This window comes from Salmonella sp. SA15303 (assembly GCF_029962125.1).
GTDB lineage: Bacteria > Pseudomonadota > Gammaproteobacteria > Enterobacterales > Enterobacteriaceae > Salmonella > Salmonella enterica.
The window spans coordinates 3,889,280-3,914,423 of record NZ_CP123924.1 but is presented as its reverse complement, the minus strand read 5'-3'; the positions used below and the strand labels follow the sequence as shown (position 1 = coordinate 3,914,423).

The window sequence follows — 25,144 nt, the reverse complement described above, 5'->3', positions numbered from 1 at the left end:
AAAAAAGCGATATTTTTTGTTTGTTTTAATTAATGAAAAGTGTAACAATTTCATTTGGAACATCCGCACCGTCAGGTAGAAATATAATATTCCAATTGGCCGCTATGGTTAAATAAAAATGGATTACAGTGCGAATTCGTCGGGAACTCTCTGCATAATTTAATTTTTATTTTAGAATATAATTTTATTTTGACTTTCGGGTGCGGGTGTTTTTATCAAAATTTGTGGTATTCGGGAATGATCTTTTATGAATGTGAGTATGCAGGCGCGTCTGGTAGGGAACGACCGTTATCTTTTCGTCAATACTCAACGCGCTAACCCTTCCATAAAAACCGTGAGTCGATTTTTTGAGTATAAAACATGGACAGAACAGATTTGGCGTACCGAGATTATTGAAAACGGCAATGCTTTTTTTCACTGGCAAGGACACGACAGAAAAAACGGACATCGGGATACCATTATTAACTATCTGTTAAATGGGCAACGCTGGCAGTCAACAATCGAAGATTATATTTTCTTCCATGCGCTGGAAGGAAAAGCGTGGCAGGGACATTATGACAATATTATTGAATATGTGAGTTCTGATCATTACGTCTATCAAAGCGCATTTGCTGAATATATCACCGACCAGATTCATCAACGCGCCCCCCATGGGACGCGTTTTTAGAGGCATTACTGCCCGTAATAGGCTTTTGCGCCGTGTTTGCGTAGATAGTGTTTATCCAGCAGGGATTGCTGCATGTCGGGCAACTGCGGCGCAAGCTGGCGGCAGAAGATCCCCATATAGGCCACTTCTTCCAGCACGATGGCGTTATGCACTGCATCCTCGGCATTTTTACCCCAGGCAAACGGGCCGTGCGAATGGACAAGCACGCCGGGCATTTGAGCGGCGTCAATGCCTTGTTTTTCAAAGGTTTCAACAATGACATTGCCCGTTTCCCATTCATACTCGCCATTAATTTCCGCCTCGGTCATTTTGCGAGTGCAGGGAATCGTACCGTAGAAATAGTCGGCATGGGTGGTTCCCGTCGCCGGAATTGGCTGACCCGCCTGCGCCCAGATAGTCGCGTGGCGCGAATGGGTGTGTACGATGCCGCCGATAGTCGGAAATGCCTGGTACAACAGACGGTGGGTTGGCGTATCGGACGACGGTTTCTTATGACCTTCAACGACTTCACCGCTCTCCAGGCTGACCACCACCATATCGTCAGCGGTCATGACGCTATAATCGACGCCGGACGGCTTAATCACCAGTACGCCGCGTTCGCGATCGACGGCGCTAACGTTACCCCAGGTAAGGGTGACCAGGTTGTGTTTTGGCAGCGCCAGATTAGCTTCCAGTACCTGGCGTTTGAGATCTTCTAACATTGTTTTCTCCCTGCCGGATGGCGCTTCGCTTATCCGGCCTACGAGCGACGGTGTGCCGGATGGCGACATAAATGCCTTATTCGGCCTACAGGACCGTAGGCCCGGTAAACGCAGTGCCACCGGGCAATCCGTTTCACCAATTAACGTTTGAACCCGTAATACACCTCGTTCCAGCGCAGCGCGTCCTTAAAGGCCGGCAGATGGGTATCGTTATCAATCACCGCGATTTCGATATCGTGTATTTCTGCAAACTGGCGCATATCGTTCAGATCCAGCGCGTGGCTGAAGACGGTATGGTGCGCGCCGCCAGCCAGAATCCACGCTTCGGAGGCGGTCGGCAGATCCGGCTGCGCCTTCCACAGCGCGTTAGCCACCGGCAGTTTCGGCAGGGAGTGCGGCGTTTTTACGGTGTCAATGCAGTTGACCAGCAGGCGATAACGATCGCCGAGGTCGATCAGGCTGGCGACGATCGCCGGGCCGGTTTGGGTATTGAAAATCAAACGCGCCGGATCTTCCTTGCCGCCAATGCCGAGGTGCTGGACGTCGAGGATCGGTTTCTCTTCCACCGCGATGGACGGACACACTTCCAGCATGTGCGAGCCGAGCACCAGATCGTTGCCTTTCTCGAAGTGGTAGGTGTAATCCTCCATAAATGAGGTGCCGCCCTGCAGACCGGTTGACATCACTTTCATAATGCGAAGCAGAGCGGCGGTTTTCCAGTCGCCTTCGCCCGCAAAGCCGTAGCCTTGCTGCATCAGACGCTGTACGGCCAGACCCGGAAGCTGTTTCAGACCGTGTAAATCTTCAAAGGTAGTAGTGAATGCGTGGAAGCCGCCCTGTTCCAGGAAACGCTTCATACCGAGTTCAATACGCGCCGCCTCCCGCACGTTCTGGCGTTTATCGCCGTGGATTTGGGTGGCGGGCGTCAGGGTATAGCTGCTTTCATACTCGTCAATCAGAGCGTTGATATCGCCGTCGCCGATAGAATTCACCACCTGCACCAGATCGCCGACCGCCCAGGTATTGACCGAAAAGCCAAATTTGATTTGCGCGGCCACTTTATCACCGTCAGTCACTGCGACTTCACGCATATTGTCGCCGAAGCGGCAGACTTTTAGCTGGCGGGTATCCTGTTTAGAGACCGCCTGGCGCATCCAGGCACCGATACGCGTATGGGCCTCTTTATCCTGCCAGTGACCGGTGACGACCGCGTGCTGCTGGCGCATCCGCGCGCCGATAAAACCGAACTCACGACCGCCGTGCGCAGTCTGGTTCAGGTTCATAAAGTCCATATCAATGCTGTCCCACGGCAGGGCGGCGTTAAATTGGGTATGGAATTGCAGTAGTGGTTTGTTAAGGATACTCAGCCCGTTGATCCACATTTTGGCCGGGGAGAAGGTGTGCAGCCAGACCACCAGCCCTGCGCAGCGATCGTCATAATTGGCGTCACGACAAATGGCGGTAATCTCATCCGGCGAGGTGCCCAGCGGTTTTAATACCAGTTTACATGGCAGTTTGGCTTCGGTATTCAGCGCGTTGACCACATGCTCGGCATGTTGGGTGACCTGACGCAGGGTTTCTGCGCCATACAAATGCTGGCTGCCAATCACAAACCATACTTCATAATTATCAAAAATCGTCATTGTCGTGTCCTTAATGAGTCAGGATTGCCTGATTGGCCGGGGTCGTTGGCGCCGGCGCGGCAGTCGGAAGATAATGTTGTTCTGCGCTTAGCGCCCACTGCTGGTAGCGGCGGTAAAGCTGTTCGAAGCGTTGCGCCTGTTCAGGGTGGGGGCGCAGAGTGCGTTCTACCGCGCTCGCCATGCTTTGCTGGGCGGCTGGAATGTCGGCATGGACTTTCGCAGCGACGGCGGCAAAGATAGCGGCGCCTAATGCGCAACACTGGTCGGAAGCGACGATCTGCAACGGACGATTCAGTACGTCGCAGCAGACCTGCATAATGACCTGATTTTTACGGGCGATGCCGCCAAGCGCCATCACGTTATTGACCGCGATACCCTGATCGGTAAAACACTCCTGAATGGCGCGCGCGCCGAAGGCGGTCGAAGCGACCAGACCGCCAAACAGCGCTGGCGCGTCGGTGGCGAGATTGAGATCGGTAATGACGCCTTTCAGACGCTGATTAGCGTTTGGCGTGCGGCGACCGTTAAACCAGTCGAGCACCACCGGCAGGTGATCCAGGGACGGATTTTTCGCCCAGGCGTCGGTGAGCGCTGGCAGTAGCTGCTTCTGGCTGGCGTTAATCTGGGGTTTCAGTTCCGGGTGCTGCGCGGCAAGTTGCTCCAGCGGCCAGCTCAACACGCGGCTAAACCAGGCGTAGATATCGCCGAAAGCAGATTGCCCCGCTTCCAGACCGATAAAGTTCGGCACCACGCTGCCGTCAACCTGACCGCAAATGCCTTTCACGGCGCGATCCCCGACGCTCTGTTTATCCGCAATCAGAATGTCGCAGGTAGACGTGCCGATGACTTTCACCAGCGTATTGGGCTGTGCGCCCGCGCCGACCGCGCCCATGTGACAGTCGAACGCGCCGCCGGAAATCACTACGCTTTCCGGCAAGTCGAGGCGCTGCGCCCATTCGGCGCACAGGGTGCCCACGGGCAGATCGGCGGTGAAGGTTTCGCTAAATAACGGGTAGCGCAGATGACGGTTAATGCACGGATCGAGTTCATCAAAGAAGCTCGCGGGCGGCAGACCGCCCCAGCTTTCATGCCACAGCGTTTTGTGCCCGGCGCTGCAGCGGCCACGGCGGATATCCTGCGGGCGAGTGGTGCCGGAAAGCAGCGCCGGCACCCAGTCGCACAGCTCAATCCACGAGACGGCGGCCTGCGCGACGGCGCTATCCTGCCGGGTGACGTGCAGAATCTTCGCCCAGAACCATTCGCTGGAGTAAATGCCGCCAATATAGCGGGAGTAGTCGACCTTGCCTGGCTTATGGCACAGACGAGTGATTTCGTCGGCCTCTTCCACGGCGGTGTGATCTTTCCACAGCACAAACATCGCATTCGGGTTCTCGGCGAACTCTGGACGCAGCGCCAGGACGTTACCGTCGGCGTCAATCGGCGCTGGCGTAGAGCCGGTGCTGTCAACGCCAATGCCAACGACATTTGCGCGTTGCGCGGCGCTTAATTGTGCCAGAACGGCTTTCAGCGCGGCCTCCATTGACTCCATGTAGTCGCGCGGATGATGACGGAACTGGTTGTTCGGGCCGTCGCAATAACGGCCTTCTTGCCAGCGCGGATACCACTCTATGCTGGTGGCGATCTCGTCGCCGGTGGCGCAGTCCACTGCCAGAGCGCGCACTGAATCACTGCCAAAATCGAGGCCAATTGCAATTGCCATCGTCTTACTCCATCCAGAAAAACAGGTATGGAGAAACAGTAGAGAGTCGCGGCAAAAACCGTCAGGCAGGATCCGCTAATCTTATGGACAAAAATGCTAATGCTTTGCAAAGTGTGACGCTGTGCAAATATTCAATGTGGACATTCCAGCCATAGTTATAGACACTTCTGTTACTTAATTTTATCGCCTGAACTGTACGCTTTTGTTACAAAGCGCTTTTCACAAGCGGGGTTGATACGTGCTTTCATCAAGCGCAAAGTCTTGCGGAGACGGAAGCTCTGTCGTCCTGGTCGATATGGACAATTTGTTTCTTCTCTGAACATCGGGGGGTAGAGAAATCATGGCTGAAACGCAAAATGATCCGCTATTGCCGGGATATTCATTTAATGCCCATCTGGTCGCCGGGCTGACGCCAATTGAAGCGAATGGATATCTGGATTTTTTTATCGATCGTCCGTTGGGCATGAAGGGATATATTCTTAACCTGACCATCCGCGGAGAGGGCGTCATTAATAATAATGGCGAGCAGTTTGTCTGTCGGCCTGGCGATATATTATTGTTTCCGCCGGGCGAGATTCATCACTATGGACGGCATCCGGACGCCAGCGAGTGGTATCACCAGTGGGTTTATTTCCGGCCTCGCGCCTACTGGCAGGAGTGGCTGACCTGGCCGACAATCTTTGCCCAGACAGGATTTTTCCGCCCGGACGAGGCGCGCCAGCCGCATTTCAGCGAACTGTTCGGGCAGATCATCAGCGCCGGGCAAGGGGAAGGTCGCTATTCTGAGCTACTGGCGATCAATCTGCTGGAGCAGTTGTTGCTCAGACGTATGGCGGTAATTAATGAGTCGTTGCACCCGCCGATGGATAGCCGTGTGCGCGATGCCTGCCAGTATATCAGCGACCATCTGGCGGACAGCCATTTTGATATCGCCAGCGTCGCCCAGCATGTCTGCCTGTCGCCCTCCCGGTTATCACATCTGTTCCGCCAGCAGTTAGGCATTAGCGTATTGAGCTGGCGCGAAGATCAGCGTATCAGCCAGGCGAAACTTCTGCTTAGCACTACGCGAATGCCGATAGCGACCGTTGGGCGCAATGTTGGATTTGACGATCAGCTCTATTTTTCGCGGGTATTTAAAAAATGCACCGGGGCAAGTCCTAGCGAGTTCAGGGCCGGATGTGAATAAAAAGTGAATGATGTGTCCACAAAGATGTCATAAGCCGTAACTATTCGGATAATTGACGGCTTGACGAAGGGGGACGGGGTAAGCAGAATCCCTGCTTCATCACGCTGACGGACACACTATGCAAGCACTGCTGGAACACTTTATCACCCAATCCACTCTGTATTCGCTCATCGCCGTGTTGCTGGTCGCCTTCCTGGAATCGCTGGCGCTGGTGGGGTTGATTTTACCCGGCACGGTACTGATGGCGGGGCTGGGCGCGCTTATCGGCAGCGGCGAGCTCAATTTTTGGCATGCCTGGCTGGTGGGTATTATCGGCTGTCTGATGGGCGACTGGATTTCGTTCTGGCTGGGGTGGCGCTTTAAAAAGCCGCTACACCGCTGGTCTTTTATGAAAAAGAACAAGTCGCTGCTGGATAAAACCGAACACGCGCTGCATCAGCACAGTATGTTCACGATCCTGGTCGGACGTTTTGTCGGTCCGACGAGGCCGCTGGTGCCGATGGTGGCAGGGATGCTGGATCTTCCCGTGGCGAAATTTATTGGGCCGAACTTGATTGGCTGTTTGCTGTGGCCGCCGTTTTATTTCCTGCCGGGCATTCTGGCGGGAGCGGCAATCGATATTCCTTCCGATATGCAGAGCGGAGATTTCAAATGGCTGCTGCTGGCGACGGCGTTGCTGCTGTGGGTCGGAGGCTGGCTATGCTGGCGGCTGTGGCGCAGCGGCAAAGCGGCAGTCGATCGTTTAACCGCGTATTTCCCCCGCAGCCGTTTGCTGTATCTGGCGCCGTTGACGCTCGGGATCGGCGTGGTCGCGCTGGTGGTGCTGGTTCGCCACCCGCTGATGCCGGTATATATCGATATTCTGCGCAAAGTTGTGGGTTACTAACGATTCCTTTGCCGGATGGCAGCTTCGCCTTATCCGGCCTACAAAATATGGGATTTGATGCCCAATAGCGCTGAGGCGCTGGCTTGACCGCTTAGTAGCTCGTCTGTTTTGCCTTGCCACGCGATACGCCCGTCGGCCACGACGATTGACCGGGGCGCAATTCGCGCCGCATCTTCCACGCTGTGCGAGACCATCAACAGCGTGAGCTGTCGCTCGCGGCAGATATCGCTGACCAACGTCAGCATCTCCTGGCGCAGCGCGGGATCGAGCGCGGAGAACGGTTCATCCAGCAGCAGTACCGGCTGTTCGCGTACCAGGCAGCGCGCCAGCGCTACCCGCTGACGCTGGCCGCCGGACAGTTCGCCCGGTAAACGCGTCATCAGACTCTCAATGCCCATCTGATGTGCGATAGCGTCCCGTTTTTCCCGCTGGCTGGCGTTGAGCGTTAACCCAGGGTTTAGCCCCAGACCGATATTTTGCTGCACATTCAGGTGGCTGAATAAATTATTCTCCTGAAACAGCATTGAGACCGGACGGCGTGAGGGCGGCGTAAGCGTATGATCGTCGCCGGCAATCAGTAGCGTACCGCTGGCAGGCGCAAGAAAACCGGCAATTAAATTCAACAACGTGCTTTTCCCCGCGCCGCTGGGGCCAAGAATCGCCACCTGCTCGCCGCGTTCTACCGCCAGCGTAAAACGCATCGGCAAATGATGGTAAAGCCAGGTGATATCAATCAGTTTTAGCATGTCGGCCCGGTAGTTTCTCTATGAGGGTAAATAACGTAAAGCAGAGCAGCAGCAGTATCAGCGCGGTCACTGCGCCGTCCTGGCTGCGGTAGGAGCCGATCTGCTGATACAGATAAAACGGCAGCGTGCGGAAATTGTCATTGCCGAAAAGCGCGACGACGCCAAAATCACCGATAGAAAGTACGCAGGCAAACGCCAGCGCCTGCGCCAGCGGACGTTTCAGCGCCCGCAGTTCCACGATCTTTAACCGCGACCAGCCTTCAATTCCTAATGACTGGCACAGCATTCCATAACGGGCGGTAATATCGCGCATTGGGTTTTCCAGGACTTTTAGCGCGTAGGGGATTGCCATCAGCGCATTGGTGAAAATCACGATGCCGTCGGCGGATTCCGGTAAGCCAACGCTGTTATTGAGCAGTAAAAAGAAGCCTGTCGCCAGCACGATCCCCGGCATCGCGAGGATCAACATTCCGCTGAGTTCCAGCGTTTGTCCGGCGAATAGTTGCTGGCGTTGGCGTAGCTCGCGGCTACTCCACAGCAGCATCATGGTCAGCACCACACACAGAACGCCCGCCGCCAGCGCAATGCGTAGCGATGTCCAGACAGCCTGCCACAGAATGGGTTGCGCCAGCACCTCCGGCAGGCTGCGGTTGACGCCATCGACCACCACGGCGACCAGCGGCGGAAGCAGCAGCAGCAGCGCCAGCACGATTAATAAGGCGTCCGTCAGACGGCTGTGGAGACGATCGTCAGGATCGCGCCAGCCCTGCGTCAGCGTCATCCCCGGCGCAATCGCTTTGCTCAACCGTTGGCTTAGCAGTACCAGCGCCAGGCAGCAGACCATCTGGATTAATGCCAGCATCGCCGCGCGGGCGGGATCGTAGTCATAACTGAGCGCCTGAAAGATAGCCAGTTCGATAGTGGTGGCCTGCGGGCCGCCGCCGAGCGACAGAACCGTTGCGAAACTGGCGAAGCAGAGCATAAAAATCAGCGCCGCGACAGGCGGAATTTGGCGGCGCAGCCACGGCCATTCGACAAAACGGAAAAAATGCCAGCCGCGCATACCGAGCTGGGCGGCGAGCTGGCGCTGCTCGCCGGGAATGCTTTCCAAAGATTGCAGCAACAAACGGCTCGCCATTGGCAGGTTAAAAAAGACGTGCGCCAGTAAAATGCCCTGCAAGCCGTAGGGGGAGAATGTCCACTGAAGCCCCAGCATCTGCCACAGCGAGGCCAGCCAGCCCTGACGGCCATACACGCTAAGAATGCCGAACACGGCAACCAGTACCGGCAGAATCAGCGTCATGGCGCACAGACGCAGCAGCGCCAGACGTCCAGGAAAACGGCGTCGATAAAGCGCGCGGGCGAGAAAAACCGCCGGGACCACAGACAGCACTGCGGACAGAAACGCCTGCCAGAATGAGAAGCGCACCACATGCCACAGGTAGCTATCCCGCCAGATTGTCGACCACGCGCCCGACGGCGCATTCAGCCAAAGCGCCAGAAAGGCCGCCAGCGAGACGGTTATCATCAGCGCGGCGGCGCACAGCCCCGGAATCAGCCAGCCGGGAATTAACGGCTGACGGCGCGTTGCCATTCGCTAATCCATGCCTGGCGTTGTGCTGCCACTTGTTGCGGCGTGAATTCCAGCGTTGTGGCGGGTTTGGCCAATGATTCAAACCCTGCGGGTAAGGCGACGTCCGCTACCGGGTACATCCAGTTGCCGGTGGGTATGGCGTTCTGAAACGCCGGAGAAACCATAAATTTGAGGAATTTCTCCGCCAGTTCCGGCTGCTTACTGGCGACGGTACGCGCCGCGACTTCTACCTGTAAGTAATGGCCTTCGCTGAAGTTCGCGGCGGCGTAATTGTCCTTCTTCTCTTCAATAATGTGATACGCCGGAGAGGTGGTGTAACTGAGCACCAAATCGCTTTCACCTTTCAGAAATAAACCGTAGGCCTCGCTCCAGCCTTTCGTCACCGTCACCGTTTTGGCCGCCAGTTTTTGCCAGGCCTGCGGCGCGTTATCGCCATAGACTTTGCGCATCCACAGTAACAGCCCCAGCCCTGGCGTACTGGTACGTGGGTCCTGATAAATCACCCGCCATTTTTGATCGCTCTCGACCAGTTCTTTCAGGCTTTTCGGCGGATTTTTCAGCTTGCTTTTATCGTAGACAAAGGCGAAATAGCCGTAATCGAATGGCACAAATGTGTCGTTTTTCCAGCCGCCGGGCACCTTGACCGCTTCATTCGCCACGCCGCTTTTGGCAAAGAGTTTAGTTTGCGTGGCCGCTTCCAGCAGATTGTTGTCCAGCCCCAACACCACATCGGCTTTGCTGTTCTTCCCCTCCATCCGCAGGCGGTTGAGCAGCGAAACGCCATCCTCCAGCGCCACCAGTTTCAGCTCGCAGTTGCAATCGGCTTCAAACGCTTTTTTCACCGCCGGGCCTGGCCCCCAGTCGGCGGCGAACGAGTCGTAGGTATAGACGGTGAGAACGGGTTTGGCGAAAGCAGGCGCCGCGCACAGGAGTAAAAGTGGAAGATATTTTTTTAACACTTTGCACCTCAGTTAAAGAGTGGCAAAGGACTTGAGAGGTAGCCTCAAATCCCTTCGCCGGCATTATCCGGATCAGGTTCGACGGGTATTTTCTCAGCGCGCGCATGAGCGCGGCACCCCGTTGAGTTCGGCGTTAGTGTAGTGATTTTGTTGCCGGGCAGCAATCAAGAGCTGGCGTTAAGGATCTGGCGGCGCAAACCACGCCGATTTAAAATCAAACCAGCCGAGGGTATTCATGCGCAGCCCGCGCATACTGCGCTGTCCCTGGATAATCAGCCAGTGGTGGATCAACGGCACAATCGCTTTGTTGGCCAGCAGTTGCTGGCACCAGTTCGCCAGGTTCATCTCGCCAGCGCGCCACTGCGCGGCGTCGCCCTGCCAGTCGCGCGGAATGCAGTTCTGCAAGAGCGGTACTTCGCACAAGTGCGCGAACAGCGAGAAATCCAGCGGCAGCGTAAAGTTAGCGCTATTGAGCCAGATATCGCTTTCGATCTCGCCGGCGTGCCATTGATCGTAGTCGATCTCCTGAATATGCAGATGCACCTGATGTTCAGCCAGAAGCGCGCTCATGATACGGGCGATAACCCGGTGCTCAATGTGTTCGCGATAGAAGGTCAGCGTGAGGGTTTCCAGCCCGGCGGGTTTTTCGCCCGGGCCTGGACGGGCGTGATGCCAGCGCGGTAAAAGCCCATAGGCCGGGAACCAGAGCTGCTGTAGCGGTTCATCGGCATGATAGAGTAAATTGGTGGGGGAGAGGACGTGGCTTACCCATTCTCTGACCTGCGGATGTGCGCCGCGCGGCGTTCTGGCGTCGAATAGCAGGTAATAGCACCCCTCTTCCAGTCGGCTTTCTATCGCTTTTTCACCGCCTTGTATCGGCCCTTCCAGCATCAAGCCGCAGGCCGGTTCTTCACTGATATCCGGCAGTACCCAGACGTTCACTTCGTCTATCAACGCCCGATAGCCGAAGTAATCATCAAAGGCGAGTATCTTGAGCTGGTTTGGCGTATTACGCCGCACGGCATAAGGCCCGGTGCCGATAGGGTGGCTGGCGAAATTAGCCAGCGTTTCCCACTCCCGCGGCAAAATCATCGCCGGGACCTGGCCCAGCAGCCACGGCAACCAGCGATCCGGCTGGGAAAGATGAATATCCAGCGTCCACGCGGTAGGGGAGTCTATCTTTGTGATGTGCGAGTAAAGCGGAAGCGTATTGATACGCGTCAGCGAGGAGATGACATCTTCCATCTCCAGCTCGCGGCCATGATGAAAATGAATGCCGGGGCGCAGGTAGAAGCGCCACAGTAAAGGGGAAATTTGCTGCCAGTGGTGCGCAATGTCCGCTTCCAGTTCCCCGTTTTCCTCATTTACCCGCGTGAGCGAACTGAAAATTTGCCGGGCAATATGAGTTTCCGAGCGACGTAATGCGGTTCCCGGCAGAAGATTGTGCATCGGACGATAGTAAAGAACCCGCAGAATATGCCGCCCCTGGCGGAAGCTGCGTCCCAGATGGGAAATCAGCATTTGCCTGACAGCGCTTTTATCGCCGACCAGTTGTACCAGTTGATCGATTCGATCTTGTTCCAGCAGGTCTTCCGCCCGCTGCTGTTGCAGCGCCAGTCCGGTATACAGGAACGTCAGACGCGAACGCTTTCCGCGTCCAACCTCGGCTTCCCATGTTAGCCAACCGCGCGCCTGCATCGTATTTAGCAGCGTACGCATATGGCGACGCGAACAGTTCAGCAGATCCGCCAGCTCATTAAGCGTGGTGTCTTGCGTTTTACCGTCACAACATTGCCAGAGACGGATAAATTGTTGTTGCAGGCGACCTGAGGGCATAAAAGGGGAACTCCGATGAAAAACTCAGCAATTTTATTATCCCTATATTAGGCCAATAATATCTTTCGATGAAGCAAGAGGAAGAGGTCACTATGCGCCAGTTCTGGTTGAGATATTTTGCCGCGACGGAAAAAACGTCCTGGCTGGCTTGCCTGAGCGCACCGCAGCGCTTAAAAATGCTCGCGGAACTGATGCAGTGGGAGGCGACCGATTGAAGCCAATTGCAGACATCATGTGTGACTGAGTATTGGTGTAGGCGATAGCCTAAAATCACCCGCCAGCAGATAATATCTGCTGGCTTTTTTTATTTCGGCTGTTTCTGGATGACGATGATGGGACGGCGTTTCAACGGGATTTATACGGCGGTTTCTGTGGTCACGCAGGTGGTGACCGGGCGAGTAAAAATCGTATAAAAAATGCCGGAATATCCCCGGCATGAGCGACTGATGAGTAACCCGGAGCTTGATGGCGCTACGCTTATCAGGCCTACAGAATATAATGGCAACCGGGTGATATTGCATAACCTGTAGGCCCGGTAAGGCGTCAAGGGTTACCGCATAAATGCCGGTTGTTTATTTTCGTAGGCGGCAATCGCGTCTTCGTGCTGCAGCGTCAGCCCAATGCTGTCCAGACCGTTCAACATGCAGTGGCGGCGGAAGTCGTCGATTTTAAAGCTGTAGGTTTTATCGCCTGCTTTCACCACCTGTGCTTCCAGATCCACTTCAAATTTAATGCCCGGATTGGCTTTCACCAGGGCAAACAGCTCATCGACCTGTGCGTCGCTCAGGGTTACCGGCAGCAGTTGATTATTGAAACTGTTGCCGTAGAAGATGTCGGCGAAGCTTGGCGCGATCACCACTTTAAAGCCGTAATCGGTCAACGCCCACGGCGCGTGCTCGCGTGACGAGCCGCAGCCAAAGTTTTCCCGCGCCAACAGTATCGACGCGCCTTGATATTCCGGAAAGTTCAACACGAATTCCGGATTTGGCTGTTGGCCCTTTTCGTCCAGGAAACGCCAGTCGTTAAACAGATGGGCGCCAAAACCGGTGCGCGTAACCTTCTGCAAAAACTGTTTAGGGATAATTGCATCGGTATCGACGTTGGCGGCATCCAGTGGGACAACCAGGCCGGTATGCTGGGTAAATTTCTCTGCCATGGTAGTTTCCTTATTTGATGCTGCGAATGTCGGCGAAGTGGCCGGTAACGGCGGCAGCGGCGGCCATCGCCGGGCTGACTAAATGCGTGCGACCCCCGCGGCCCTGACGACCTTCAAAGTTACGGTTGCTGGTGGAGGCGCAGCGCTCGCCCGGGTTCAGGCGGTCGTTATTCATGGCCAGGCACATGGAACAGCCCGGTAAGCGCCATTCAAATCCTGCTTCGATAAAGATCTTGTCCAGACCTTCCGCTTCCGCCTGCGCTTTCACCGGACCTGAACCCGGCACCACCAGCGCCTGCACGCCCGGCGCAACTTTGCGCCCTTTGGCGACTTCCGCCGCCGCGCGCAAATCTTCAATGCGTGAATTGGTACAAGAGCCGATAAAGACTTTATCGATAGCAACGTCCGTTAACGGTACGCCCGGCTGTAAGCCCATATAAGCCAGCGCTTTTTCGGCGCTGGCGCGCTCAACCGGATCGCTAAAGGAGGCGGGATCGGGGATGATGTCGGTGACGGAAATCACCTGGCCCGGATTCGTGCCCCAGGTCACCTGCGGCGCGATCTCTTCTGCTCGCAGGGCGACGACAGTATCAAAGGTCGCGCCGTCATCGGTTTTCAGCGTTTTCCAGTACTCGACGGCTTCGTCAAAATCGCGGCCCTTCGGCGCGTGCAAACGCCCTTTTACGTAGTTGAAAGTGGTTTCATCCGGGGCGACCAGACCGGCTTTGGCGCCCATCTCAATCGCCATATTGCACAGCGTCATGCGGCCTTCCATACTCAGCGCGCGGATAGCGTCGCCGCAAAATTCAACCACGTGTCCGGTGCCGCCGGCGCTACCGGTTTTACCGATGATCGCCAGCACGATGTCTTTGGCGGTAATGCCCGGCGCGGCGTTGCCCGTGACTTCAATCTTCATGGTTTTAGCGCGTCCCTGTTTCAGGGTTTGCGTCGCCAGTACATGTTCTACCTCAGAAGTGCCGATGCCGAAGGCCAGCGCACCAAACGCGCCGTGGGTGGCGGTGTGGGAGTCGCCGCAGACGATGGTCATGCCCGGCAGGGTGACGCCCTGTTCCGGCCCCATCACATGGACGATGCCCTGATATGGGTGATTCAGGTCATACAGCTCGACGCCGAACTCGTTACAGTTCTTAATCAGCTCCTGCATCTGGATACGCGCCATTTCACCGGAAGCATTAATGTCTTTAGTCTGCGTCGAGACGTTGTGATCCATCGTAGCGAAGGTTTTCCCTGGCTGACGTACCGGACGATGGTGCGCGCGCAGACCGTCAAACGCCTGCGGAGAGGTGACTTCATGCACCAGGTGGCGGTCGATGTACAGCAGCGGCGTTTCGTTTGGCGCCTCAAAGACCACGTGGGCATCAAATAATTTTTCGTATAACGTTTTGGCCATGATTACACCCCTTCTGCGACATAGCGGGCGATAATATCGCCCATCTCATCGGTACTGACTGCGGCAGCGCCCCTGGCTAAATCGCCGGTGCGAACGCCCTCTTCTAATGCGCGATTGATCGCCTGTTCAATGGCCGTTGCCGCATCGTTGGCATCCAGGCTGTAGCGCAGCAGCAGCGCCAGTGACAGGATCTGCGCAATTGGGTTGGCGATATTTTTCCCGGCGATATCCGGCGCGGAGCCGCCAGCCGGTTCATACAGGCCAAACCCTTGCTCGTTCAGGCTGGCGGAGGGCAACATCCCCATTGAGCCGGTGATCATGGCGCATTCGTCGGACAGAATGTCGCCGAACAGGTTAGAGCACAGCAGTACGTCAAACTGCGACGGGTCTTTAATCAACTGCATGGTGGCGTTATCGATATACATGTGCGCGAGTTCCACATCGGGATACGTTTTCGCGACATCATTGACGATTTCACGCCACAGGATAGAGCTTTGCAGTACGTTGGCTTTATCAATAGAGGTGACTTTACGGCGGCGTTTACGCGCCGATTCAAAGGCGATACGGGCAATGCGCTCGATCTCAAAGCGGTGATAAACTTCGGTATCAAAGGCTTTTTCGTACTGACCGCTGCCTTCACGGCCTTTTGGCTGTCCGAAATAGATCCCGCCGGTCAGCTCGCGCACGCACAGGATATCGAAACCGTTAGCGGCGATATCGGCGCGCAACGGGCAAAATGCTTCCAGTCCCTGATACAGTTTCGCCGGACGCAGGTTACTGAATAATTTGAAATGTTTGCGCAGCGGCAGCAGGGCGCCGCGCTCCGGCTGGCTTTCCGGGGGCAAATTTTCCCATTTCGGGCCGCCGACGGAGCCAAACAGAATGGCATCCGCCTGCTCGCACCCTTCAACGGTGGCTTTCGGCAGTGGATGACCATGATTGTCGATAGCAATACCGCCGACGTCATAGTGGCTGGTGGTTATACGCATATCAAAACGGCTGCGTACCGCATCCATAACTTTCAGGGCTTGCGCCATGACTTCCGGGCCGATACCGTCGCCCGGCAGTACGGCAATATGATAGTTCTTCGACATTACACGGTTTCCTTGTTGTTCTCTTTATTTTGAGCTTTGCGTTGCAATTCTTTTTCAACTTCGGCGGCGCGCCAGATATTGTTCAGTACGTGCACCATCGCTTTGGCGGAGGATTCGACGATATCCGTCGCCAGCCCGACGCCGTGGAAGCGGCGACCATGATGGTTCACGACGATATCGACCTGACCCAGCGCGTCTTTGCCCTGGCCTTTGGCGTTCAGGTCGTATTTAACCAACTCAACGTCGTAGCCAGTGATGCGGTTAATCGCCTGATAGATGGCGTCGACCGGACCGTTGCCGTTCGCCGCTTCGGCCTTGATCTCTTCACCACAGGCCAGCTTCACGGAAGCGGTGGCGATATCGCTGGAGCCGGACTGCACGCTGAAGTAATCCAGACGGAAATGCTCTGGTTCTTCTTGCTGTTTATTAATAAACGCCAGCGCTTCCAGGTCATAGTCGAACACCTGGCCTTTTTTATCCGCCAGCTTCAGGAACGCGTCGTACAGGTGGTCCATGTTGTAGTCTGTGTCCTTGTAACCCATCTCTTCCATGCGATGTTTCACGGCGGCACGGCCAGAGCGGGAGGTCAGGTTCAGCTGTATCTGGTTCAGACCGATGGACTCTGGCGTCATGATTTCATAGTTTTCGCGGTTCTTGAGGACGCCATCCTGGTGGATGCCGGAAGAGTGGGCGAAAGCGCCGCTGCCGACAATCGCTTTGTTGGCTGGGATCGGCATGTTACAGATCTGGCTGACGGTCTGGCTGGTGCGCCAGATTTCGTGGTGATTGATGTTGGTGTGTACGTTCATGATGTCTTTGCGCACTTTAATCGCCATGATCACTTCTTCCAGTGCGCAGTTACCGGCACGTTCTCCGATACCGTTCATCGCGCCTTCAACCTGACGCGCGCCCGCATGTACTGCCGCCAGCGAGTTGCCTACTGCTATCCCTAAATCGTCGTGGGTATGAACGGAGATGATAGCTTTGTCGATATTGGGGACACGTTCATACAGGCCGGAAATGATTCCCGCAAACTCAAACGGCATGGTATAGCCCACGGTATCGGGAATATTAATGGTTCTCGCGCCGGCGTTTATAGCGGCTTCCACCACGCGCGCCAGATCGTCAACAGGCGTCCGGCCAGCATCTTCGCAGGAGAACTCTACGTCATCAGTGTAATTACGCGCCCGCTTAACCATGTATACCGCGCGTTCGATAACCTCATCCAGCGTGCTGCGCAGCTTGGTGGCGATGTGCATTGGCGAGGTGGCGATAAAAGTATGGATGCGAAACGCGTCGGCGACCTTCAGCGCCTGTGCCGCGACGTCGATGTCTTTTTCTACACAACGCGCCAGGGCGCAAACGCGGCTGTTTTTAATGGTGCGGGCGATGGTTTGGACGGATTCAAAATCACCCGGAGAAGAGACCGGGAAGCCTACTTCCATGACATCAACACCCATGCGCTCAAGGGCCAGGGCAATCTGCAGCTTCTCTTTCGCGCTCAGGCTGGCCTGTAACGCTTGTTCGCCGTCGCGTAAGGTCGTATCAAAAATAATGACTTGCTGGCTCATGATGTGGTCCTTGTCTCCAGGGGCGCCTTGCGTCAGGCATAAAAAAACCCGCGCAACGGCGCGGGTTTTGTTTGACTTCGAGCTGACTTAATGTTGAATGCCGCCCACCGGTCTACCGCGCACAATAAATGCGTTGAGTAGTAGTAGCCCAGTGAAACGAACGATATGTGACATTAATTCAGCTCCAGCGAATGCGTTATGCTTTTAGTGGTACTGGATATGCCGTTTAATGTCAACTCTATTTTCTGTCGCCATTGCATTTTGTTGACGATATCCGGATACGTACTTTAGCTAATTGTGCTGGGCTGCGCGTCCAATAAAGGATAAAAGAACGAGTGGACATTCATACTTTTCATTGTTTGAAATATTTAGGCATTTTTGTTTGCAAATTGGTTAGGGGAATGGCCTGTTAAAGGTATGCTAAAGGTTTGGTTTATCTTTTTGATTTGTTTTATATTTTAACAAATAACCTTGTTTGCTTAATGGATAAGGATAAAGTTATTGATAAATTAATGTTAACTTTTTAGCTATTAATAATATAAACATTTAATTGAAACTTAAATGATCATTCACTTGGTGTATGATTGTGTATTCGCCATAGTTATGGTTATATTGCTTGCGTAATTTAAACATTATGAATCGCAATGGTGTGACTCAGGACACATTACGCTTGCGCTGGCATTCTATTTGTCTCTGTCAGCGTCTTTATGTTTTCCGAATTTTAACGCTTTCCCTTTTTCTTATTTTATATGCATGGTAAATCATATTTTCAGGAATTATTTCTGCCTTCAGCCAGAAAAAGGGAGTTAAGCGTGACAGTGGAGTTAAATATGCCAGAGGTCAAAACCGAAAAGCCGCATCTTTTAGATATGGGCAAACCACAGCTTCGCATGGTTGATTTGAACCTATTGACCGTGTTCGATGCGGTAATGCAAGAGCAGAATATTACGCGCGCCGCCCACACGCTGGGAATGTCGCAGCCTGCGGTCAGTAACGCCGTAGCGCGTCTGAAGGTTATGTTTAATGACGAACTTTTTGTTCGATATGGACGAGGAATTCAGCCGACTGCCCGTGCATTTCAGTTATTTGGTTCAGTCCGTCAGGCGTTGCAATTGGTGCAAAATGAATTGCCGGGATCGGGGTTTGAGCCGACCAGCAGCGAACGTGTATTCAATCTTTGCGTGTGCAGTCCGCTGGATAATATCCTGACGTCACAGATTTATAATCGTGTAGAAAAAATTGCGCCAAATATTCATGTCGTTTTTAAAGCGTCGTTGAATCAGAATACTGAGCATCAGTTACGCTATCAGGAAACCGAGTTCGTTATTAGTTATGAAGAATTCCGTCGTCCTGAGTTTACCAGCGTACCGCTATTTAAAGATGAAATGGTTTTAGTCGCCAGCCGAAAACACCCGCGTATTAGCGGCCCGCTACTGGAAGGCGATGTTTATAATGAACAACATGCGGTTGTTTCCCTCGATCGTTATGCGTCATTTAGTCAGCCGTGGTATGACACGCCGGATAAACAGTCGAGCGTGGCTTATCAGGGCATGGCGCTTATCAGCGTTCTGAACGTGGTTTCGCAGACGCATTTGGTCGCTATTGCCCCGCGCTGGCTGGCGGAAGAGTTTGCGGAATCGCTGGATCTGCAAATATTGCCGTTGCCTTTAAAACTGAATAGCCGGACATGCTACCTTTCCTGGCATGAAGCGGCTGGGCGTGATAAAGGGCATCAATGGATGGAAGATTTATTAGTCTCTGTTTGTAAGCGATAAAACCGGGCAGAATAAATCAGAAACAAATTCTGGTTTATTCTGCTTTTTAGCGTATATCAAAAATTTTATGCTGAATTAACGGTGAGCGATGCTTTTCGTCGCTGTGAAAAATAGATGAATTGCTGTAAGTCTGCATTTATAAGCGATTATTTATTACCAGGTGTGATTCAGACGGAGTATTTCTCCATTTCTTCTCTTCTTGCCTCCTGATTATTCTAACCTTCCCCATCTTTACGTCATTCCACCCAATTGCCAGGCGTGATAGCGAGCGGTTAAGGTGTCCGTCAAACCGTGATGACAGGTATAAAGTGGAGGCAAGCCGTGGAAATGTTGTCTGGAGCCGAGATGGTCGTCCGATCGCTTATCGATCAAGGCGTAAAGCAGGTGTTCGGCTATCCTGGAGGCGCAGTGCTTGATATTTATGATGCGCTACATACCGTTGGAGGGATCGATCATGTGCTGGTGCGTCATGAGCAGGCCGCGGTGCATATGGCGGATGGCCTGGCGCGAGCCACTGGCGACGTTGGCGTGGTGCTGGTGACTTCCGGACCGGGAGCGACCAATGCGATTACCGGGATTGCTACGGCCTATATGGATTCCATTCCGCTGGTGATTCTTTCCGGCCAGGTCGCCACCTCATTGATTGGCTATGATGCCTTTCAGGAGTGCGACATGGTGGGGATTTCCCGACCGGTGGTCAAACATAGCTTCCTGGTCAAACAGACGGAAGATATTCCCCTGGTGCTTAAAAAGGCCTTCTGGCTGGCGGCAAGCGGACGTCCTGGGCCGGTGGTCGTGGATTTGCCGAAAGATATTTTGAATCCGGCGAAAAAAATGCCGTATGCCTGGCCGGAGACGGTCAGTATGCGCTCTTACAATCCCACAACATCAGGACATAAAGGACAAATTAAGCGTGCCTTGCAAACGCTGGCGTCGGCAAAAAAGCCGGTGGTCTACGTTGGGGGAGGGGCGATAAGCGCGGCCTGCTATGCGCCGTTGCGCCACATCATTGAAACCTTTAACCTGCCGGTGGTCTCTTCATTAATGGGACTGGGCGCGTTTCCTGCTACTCATCGCCAGTCGTTAGGAATGCTGGGAATGCATGGCACTTATGAAGCCAATATGACCATGCATAACGCCGACGTGATTTTCGCTGTTGGCGTACGATTTGACGACCGCACGACGAATAATCTCGCTAAATATTGTCCGAACGCGACGGTATTACACATCGACATTGACCCGACGTCCATATCCAAAACGGTTAACGCTGATATCCCGGTGGTGGGCGATGCCCGCCTGGTACTGGAACAAATGCTGGAGCTACTGGCGCAGGATGCGCCGTCTCAGCCGCAGGATGATATTCGCGACTGGTGGCAGCAGATAGAGAGCTGGCGCGCCCGTCAGTGCCTGAAATATGACGCGGAAAGCGAAAGCATTAAACCCCAGGCGGTGATTGAAACCCTCTGGCGTCTGACGAAGGGCGATGCGTACGTGACGTCCGATGTAGGACAACACCAGATGTTTGCCGCCCTCTATTACCCGTTCGATAAGCCACGTCGCTGGATTAATTCCGGCGGGCTCGGCACGATGGGTTTTGGCCTACCGGCTGCGCTGGGCGTTAAAATGGCCCTGCCGAAAGAAATGGTGGTCTGCGTGACCGGCGATGGCAGTATACAGATGAACATTCAGGAGCTGTCGACAGCCTTACAGTATGAACTGCCGGTACTGGTTTTGAACCTGAACAACCGTTATCTGGGGATGGTGAAACAGTGGCAGGATATGATCTATTCCGGTCGCCATTCTCAGTCTTATATGCAGTCGTTACCGGATTTTGTGCGCCTGGCGGAAGCATATGGCCATGTCGGGCTGCAGATTAACCGTCCGGATGAGCTGGAAAGTAAACTCAGCGAAGCCCTTGAGCATGTGCGTAATAACCGACTGGTGTTCGTCGATGTCACCGTTGATGGCAGCGAGCATGTCTATCCGATGCAGATTCGCGGGGGCGGGATGGACGAAATGTGGTTAAGCAAAACGGAGAGGACCTGATGATGCGCCGGATTTTATCGGTATTACTGGAAAACGAATCTGGGGCGTTATCGCGGGTTATCGGCCTCTTTTCGCAACGCGGATATAATATTGAAAGCCTGACCGTCGCGCCGACAGACGATCCGACGTTGTCGCGCATGACTATCCAGACGGTAGGCGATGAAAAAGTGCTTGAGCAAATTGAAAAGCAACTGCACAAGCTGGTTGATGTGCTGCGCGTCAGCGAGCTGGGACAGGGAGCGCACGTTGAGCGGGAAATCATGCTGGTGAAAATCCAGGCCAGCGGCTACGGACGGGAAGAGGTGAAGCGTAATACGGAAATTTTCCGTGGTCAGATTATTGACGTTACGCCAACGCTGTATACCGTTCAACTGGCGGGCACCAGCGATAAACTGGATGCTTTTCTGGCCTCGCTGCGCGACGTGGCGAAAATTGTTGAAGTGGCGCGTTCAGGCGTCGTCGGGCTTTCGCGCGGCGATAAGATTATGCGCTGAGCAGATTCGCCGGATGACGACGCGCGTGCGTTTTATCCGGTCTACTGGCTGATATCTGGCCCAGGTCCGATAAGCGTAGCGCCATCAGGCAGGTTTGCCGGATATCAGCCAACAGGAATTATCGCCCAACCCAATATCATCGGTTGGGCTTTTTTTTGCGAAATCCGTGGTAACCCGGAATAAAAGCGGTTGCCGGAGTGATCAAACTGCGCTTAGATGTTAACGATTTTAACCCATGCCGACATAAAGGTTATGGTTTGTACAATTTACACAAGGGGCAATTGTGAAACTGGATGAAATCGCTCGGCTGGCCGGTGTCTCGCGCACAACTGCAAGCTACGTTATAAACGGTAAAGCAAAGCAATACCGCGTGAGCGACAAAACCGTAGAAAAAGTCATGGCGGTAGTGCGTGAGCACAATTACCATCCTAACGCTGTGGCTGCCGGGCTGCGTGCTGGACGCACACGTTCCATTGGTCTGGTGATCCCGGACCTTGAAAACACGAGCTACACCCGTATCGCAAACTATCTTGAGCGCCAGGCACGCCAGCGTGGCTACCAACTGCTGATCGCCTGTTCTGAAGATCAGCCGGATAACGAAATGCGCTGCATTGAGCACCTTTTGCAACGCCAGGTGGATGCAATCATTGTTTCAACTTCGTTACCGCCGGAGCATCCCTTCTATCAGCGCTGGGCCAACGATCCGTTCCCCATCGTCGCGCTCGACCGCGCGCTGGATCGCGAACATTTCACCAGCGTGGTCGGCGCCGATCAGGATGATGCCGAGATGTTGGCGGAAGAGCTGCGTAAATTCCCGGCGGAAACGGTGCTTTATTTGGGCGCGCTGCCGGAGTTGTCCGTCAGTTTCCTGCGCGAGCAGGGGTTCCGCACCGCATGGAAAGACGATCCGCGGGAGGTGAATTTCTTATATGCCAACAGCTATGAGCGCGAAGCCGCCGCGCAGTTGTTTGAGAAATGGCTGGAAACGCATCCTATGCCGCAGGCGCTCTTTACGACATCGTTCGCGCTATTACAGGGCGTGATGGACGTAACGCTGCGGCGCGATGGAAAACTGCCTTCGGATTTAGCGATTGCGACCTTCGGCGATCATGAGCTGCTGGATTTTCTGCAATGCCCGGTACTGGCGGTGGCGCAGCGTCATCGTGATGTCGCGGAACGCGTGCTGGAGATTGTGCTGGCAAGTCTTGATGAACCGCGTAAACCGAAACCCGGCTTAACGCGTATTCGGCGAAACCTTTATCGTCGCGGCATTCTGAGCCGTAGCTAAAGGACCGGCGGTAAAAGACTCTCTCTTCTGCCGCCGTCAAACAAATGCGTATCAGTAAAAATATCCCTTAAATAATTAAGATTATTCCTTAAAATTATCCGAAAATTCTTTTTTATTACCTTTCTTTTGTCCGAAATCGTCCACATTCCACTAATTAAGACGTAACGAGTCTTTTCCTTTGTATTGTTTTGTTACAAGCAGGCAAGAAATCGTCGAATTAACAGCCACTTTTTGTCTTTGGCGCGACAGTCGCTCGTAGGCGCTGGTATAGCAGGCACCGCACACGTTAAACAGGCACTGTTAACACGGTGCAATATGTCCTAAAATGCCGCTCGCGTCGCAAACTGACACTTTATATTTTTCTCGGATTATATTGAGTCCGTTTTAAACGGCGGTGGGCCTTTGGTTTTTTTCTTACAAATATTCATAACGTTAATTTGGCTTGCACGCTGGGCGGAAATTAATCAACGCAGATATTCGCCGTAAACATTGGCTTTTTTACTTAGGTAAGCGTTGTGACTTGCTTGACAAGCTTTTCCTCCGCTCCGTAAACTCCTTCGAGTGGGAATTTGTGGGATAAAGTGGTAAGAAGGGGTGAGACTGGCATGTTCCGGGGGGCAACGTTAGTCAATCTCGACAGTAAAGGGCGCCTGACCGTGCCGACCCGTTATCGGGAGCAACTGATCGAGAGCGCTACCGGTCAAATGGTATGTACCATTGACATCCATCACCCATGCCTGCTGCTTTACCCCCTGCCTGAATGGGAAATTATTGAGCAAAAGTTATCTCGTCTGTCGAGCATGAACCCGGTAGAACGTCGCGTACAGCGTTTACTGTTGGGCCATGCCAGCGAATGTCAGATGGATGGTGCAGGTCGATTACTGATCGCGCCAGTTCTGCGGCAACATGCCGGACTGACGAAAGAAGTGATGCTGGTTGGACAGTTCAACAAATTTGAGCTGTGGGATGAAACGACCTGGTATCAACAGGTCAAGGAAGATATCGACGCTGAACAGTCAGCTACCGAAACGTTATCGGAGCGGCTGCAGGACTTGTCTCTATAAGATGATGGAAAATTTTAAACACACTACGGTACTGTTGGATGAAGCCGTTAATGGGCTGAATATTCGTCCGGATGGTATCTATATTGATGGCACATTTGGTCGCGGCGGCCACTCGCGCCTGATCCTCTCGCAACTGGGCGAAGAGGGGCGCTTGCTGGCGATCGATCGCGATCCGCAGGCGATCGCCGTTGCGCAGACCATTAATGATCCTCGCTTCTCCATCATTCATGGACCTTTTTCCGCGCTGGCTGATTATGTAGCCGAGCGCGAGCTTACCGGCAAGATTGACGGGATCCTTCTCGATCTTGGCGTCTCTTCTCCGCAGCTTGACGATGCGGAGCGCGGTTTTTCATTTATGCGCGACGGTCCGCTGGATATGCGAATGGACCCGACGCGCGGCCAGTCTGCCGCCGAGTGGTTACAAACGGCGGAGGAAGCGGATATCGCCTGGGTGCTGAAAACATTCGGCGAGGAGCGTTTTGCCAAACGTATTGCTCGCGCCATTGTTGAGCGCAATCGCGAACAGCCGATGACCCGCACCAAAGAGCTGGCGGAAGTGGTTGCGGCGGCGACCCCGGTAAAAGACAAATTCAAACATCCCGCGACCCGTACCTTCCAGGCGGTGCGCATCTGGGTAAACAGTGAACTGGAGGAGATAGAGCAGGCGCTAAAAAGCTCGCTCAGCGTACTGGCCCCAGGCGGGCGGCTTTCAATCATCAGTTTCCACTCGCTGGAAGACCGTATTGTGAAACGCTTTATGCGTGAGCAAAGCCGCGGTCCGCAGGTACCGGCGGGATTACCGATGACGGAAGCGCAGCTCAAAAAACTGGGCGGTCGTGAGTTACGAGCGTTAGGCAAGTTGATGCCGGGTGAAAAAGAGGTAGCTGAAAATCCTCGGGCCCGTAGTTCAGTTCTGCGTATCGCAGAGAGGACGAACGCATGATCAGCAGAGTGACAGAAGCCCTAAGCAAAGTGAAGGGATCGATAGGAAGCAACGAGCGCCATGCCTTGCCTGGCGTGATCGGTGACGATCTTTTGCGGTTCGGGAAGCTGCCACTCTGCTTGTTCATTTGCATCATTTTAACGGCGGTGACGGTGGTCACGACGGCGCACCATACTCGTTTACTCACCGCGCAGCGTGAACAATTGGTTCTGGAGCGCGATGCATTGGACATTGAATGGCGCAACCTGATCCTTGAAGAAAATGCGCTCGGCGATCACAGCCGGGTGGAGCGGATCGCAACGGAAAAGCTGCAAATGCAGCATGTTGATCCGTCCCAAGAAAATATTGTAGTGCAAAAATAAGG

At 54.0% G+C, this 25,144-nt stretch carries 23 protein-coding genes and 1 riboswitch; of the genes, 11 read left to right on the top strand and 12 right to left on the bottom strand.

Annotation, left to right across the window (positions count from 1 at the left end; translation table 11 throughout):
* The first annotated feature begins 247 nt into the window (after positions 1 to 247).
* On the top strand, positions 248 to 667 hold the full coding sequence (locus QEN31_RS19335; protein ID WP_001103147.1) for a DUF4751 family protein: 420 nt from the start codon (positions 248 to 250) through the stop codon (positions 665 to 667).
* 5 nt (positions 668 to 672) lie between these two features.
* Here the strand turns inward: QEN31_RS19335 and araD are convergent, their stop codons facing one another.
* The 3 genes from araD to araB all read right to left on the bottom strand — a co-directional run bounded on the left by araD (position 673) and on the right by araB (position 4,731).
* Complete coding sequence (gene araD / locus QEN31_RS19330; protein ID WP_000888683.1) at positions 673 to 1,368, bottom strand: L-ribulose-5-phosphate 4-epimerase; 696 nt, start codon at positions 1,366 to 1,368, stop codon at positions 673 to 675.
* A gap of 140 nt (positions 1,369 to 1,508) precedes the next feature.
* Positions 1,509 to 3,011, bottom strand: a complete 1,503-nt coding sequence (gene araA, locus QEN31_RS19325) for an L-arabinose isomerase (protein WP_000151691.1) — start codon at positions 3,009 to 3,011, stop codon at positions 1,509 to 1,511.
* 10 nt (positions 3,012 to 3,021) lie between these two features.
* On the bottom strand, positions 3,022 to 4,731 hold the full coding sequence (araB, locus tag QEN31_RS19320; protein WP_000951802.1) for a ribulokinase: 1,710 nt from the start codon (positions 4,729 to 4,731) through the stop codon (positions 3,022 to 3,024).
* 340 nt (positions 4,732 to 5,071) lie between these two features.
* On the opposite strand from araB, the gene araC reads away from it, so the two are divergent.
* On the top strand, positions 5,072 to 5,917 hold the full coding sequence (araC, locus tag QEN31_RS19315; protein WP_000852387.1) for an arabinose operon transcriptional regulator AraC: 846 nt from the start codon (positions 5,072 to 5,074) through the stop codon (positions 5,915 to 5,917).
* A 118-nt stretch (positions 5,918 to 6,035) separates the two neighbouring features.
* Positions 6,036 to 6,803 (top strand): DedA family protein, encoded by a 768-nt coding sequence (locus QEN31_RS19310; RefSeq protein WP_001148369.1) that lies wholly within the window; start codon positions 6,036 to 6,038, stop codon positions 6,801 to 6,803.
* 38 nt (positions 6,804 to 6,841) lie between these two features.
* Here QEN31_RS19310 and thiQ read toward each other — a convergent pair whose 3' ends face one another.
* From thiQ to sgrR, 4 genes are all read right to left on the bottom strand, one after another.
* The gene (gene thiQ, locus QEN31_RS19305; protein ID WP_000915965.1) at positions 6,842 to 7,549 is read right to left on the bottom strand and encodes a thiamine ABC transporter ATP-binding protein ThiQ; all 708 of its coding nucleotides are present in this window, start codon (positions 7,547 to 7,549) and stop codon (positions 6,842 to 6,844) included.
* Entirely contained in the window at positions 7,533 to 9,143 is a 1,611-nt protein-coding gene (gene thiP, locus QEN31_RS19300) for a thiamine/thiamine pyrophosphate ABC transporter permease ThiP (protein ID WP_000235634.1), read from the bottom strand. Before thiP ends, thiQ begins: the two co-directional genes overlap by 17 nt.
* On the bottom strand, positions 9,119 to 10,102 hold the full coding sequence (gene thiB, locus QEN31_RS19295) for a thiamine ABC transporter substrate binding subunit (protein WP_000915326.1): 984 nt from the start codon (positions 10,100 to 10,102) through the stop codon (positions 9,119 to 9,121). Before thiB ends, thiP begins: the two co-directional genes overlap by 25 nt.
* A gap of 31 nt (positions 10,103 to 10,133) precedes the next feature.
* A riboswitch (TPP riboswitch) is annotated at positions 10,134 to 10,233 on the bottom strand.
* Between the two features lie 46 nt (positions 10,234 to 10,279).
* A complete protein-coding gene (gene sgrR, locus QEN31_RS19290; RefSeq protein ID WP_001139040.1) occupies positions 10,280 to 11,938 on the bottom strand; it encodes an HTH-type transcriptional regulator SgrR in 1,659 nt (552 codons plus the stop codon).
* A gap of 92 nt (positions 11,939 to 12,030) precedes the next feature.
* Here sgrR and sgrT point away from each other — a divergent pair, with 92 nt between their 5' ends.
* Positions 12,031 to 12,153, top strand: coding sequence for a glucose uptake inhibitor SgrT (gene sgrT, locus QEN31_RS19285; protein WP_001248755.1), 123 nt, complete (start codon positions 12,031 to 12,033; stop codon positions 12,151 to 12,153).
* A gap of 335 nt (positions 12,154 to 12,488) precedes the next feature.
* Here the strand turns inward: sgrT and leuD are convergent, their stop codons facing one another.
* The 5 genes from leuD to leuL form a co-directional block, all read right to left on the bottom strand.
* Positions 12,489 to 13,094 carry a 3-isopropylmalate dehydratase small subunit gene (gene leuD / locus QEN31_RS19280; protein ID WP_000818267.1) on the bottom strand — a complete coding sequence of 202 codons (606 nt, stop codon included), beginning with the start codon at positions 13,092 to 13,094 and terminating at the stop codon, positions 12,489 to 12,491.
* Positions 13,095 to 13,104: 10 nt separating this feature from the next.
* Positions 13,105 to 14,505 (bottom strand): 3-isopropylmalate dehydratase large subunit, encoded by a 1,401-nt coding sequence (gene leuC, locus QEN31_RS19275; protein WP_001140629.1) that lies wholly within the window; start codon positions 14,503 to 14,505, stop codon positions 13,105 to 13,107.
* A 2-nt stretch (positions 14,506 to 14,507) separates the two neighbouring features.
* Complete coding sequence (leuB, locus tag QEN31_RS19270) at positions 14,508 to 15,599, bottom strand: 3-isopropylmalate dehydrogenase (RefSeq protein ID WP_000042325.1); 1,092 nt, start codon at positions 15,597 to 15,599, stop codon at positions 14,508 to 14,510.
* Entirely contained in the window at positions 15,599 to 17,170 is a 1,572-nt protein-coding gene (leuA, locus tag QEN31_RS19265) for a 2-isopropylmalate synthase (RefSeq protein ID WP_000082819.1), read from the bottom strand. The genes leuB and leuA overlap by 1 nt, the downstream gene beginning before the upstream one ends.
* 87 nt (positions 17,171 to 17,257) lie before the next feature.
* A complete protein-coding gene (gene leuL, locus QEN31_RS19260) occupies positions 17,258 to 17,344 on the bottom strand; it encodes a leu operon leader peptide (protein WP_001575587.1) in 87 nt (28 codons plus the stop codon).
* Positions 17,345 to 18,000: 656 nt separating this feature from the next.
* On the opposite strand from leuL, the gene leuO reads away from it, so the two are divergent.
* The 7 genes from leuO to ftsL all read left to right on the top strand — a co-directional run bounded on the left by leuO (position 18,001) and on the right by ftsL (position 25,142).
* Positions 18,001 to 18,945: a transcriptional regulator LeuO gene (leuO, locus tag QEN31_RS19255; protein WP_001115420.1), complete on the top strand. Its 945-nt coding sequence runs from the start codon at positions 18,001 to 18,003 to the stop codon at positions 18,943 to 18,945.
* A 321-nt stretch (positions 18,946 to 19,266) separates the two neighbouring features.
* Complete coding sequence (ilvI, locus tag QEN31_RS19250) at positions 19,267 to 20,991, top strand: acetolactate synthase 3 large subunit (protein WP_000425604.1); 1,725 nt, start codon at positions 19,267 to 19,269, stop codon at positions 20,989 to 20,991.
* Positions 20,992 to 20,993: 2 nt separating this feature from the next.
* Positions 20,994 to 21,485 (top strand): acetolactate synthase small subunit, encoded by a 492-nt coding sequence (gene ilvN / locus QEN31_RS19245; protein WP_001563086.1) that lies wholly within the window; start codon positions 20,994 to 20,996, stop codon positions 21,483 to 21,485.
* A gap of 283 nt (positions 21,486 to 21,768) precedes the next feature.
* Positions 21,769 to 22,773 (top strand): catabolite repressor/activator, encoded by a 1,005-nt coding sequence (cra, locus tag QEN31_RS19240; protein ID WP_000762406.1) that lies wholly within the window; start codon positions 21,769 to 21,771, stop codon positions 22,771 to 22,773.
* A 605-nt stretch (positions 22,774 to 23,378) separates the two neighbouring features.
* Positions 23,379 to 23,837 (top strand): division/cell wall cluster transcriptional repressor MraZ, encoded by a 459-nt coding sequence (mraZ, locus tag QEN31_RS19235; RefSeq protein WP_000488294.1) that lies wholly within the window; start codon positions 23,379 to 23,381, stop codon positions 23,835 to 23,837.
* A 1-nt stretch (position 23,838) separates the two neighbouring features.
* On the top strand, positions 23,839 to 24,780 hold the full coding sequence (gene rsmH, locus QEN31_RS19230; protein WP_000970444.1) for a 16S rRNA (cytosine(1402)-N(4))-methyltransferase RsmH: 942 nt from the start codon (positions 23,839 to 23,841) through the stop codon (positions 24,778 to 24,780).
* Entirely contained in the window at positions 24,777 to 25,142 is a 366-nt protein-coding gene (gene ftsL / locus QEN31_RS19225) for a cell division protein FtsL (RefSeq protein ID WP_000625651.1), read from the top strand. Before rsmH ends, ftsL begins: the two co-directional genes overlap by 4 nt.
* Positions 25,143 to 25,144: the final 2 nt, after the last annotated feature.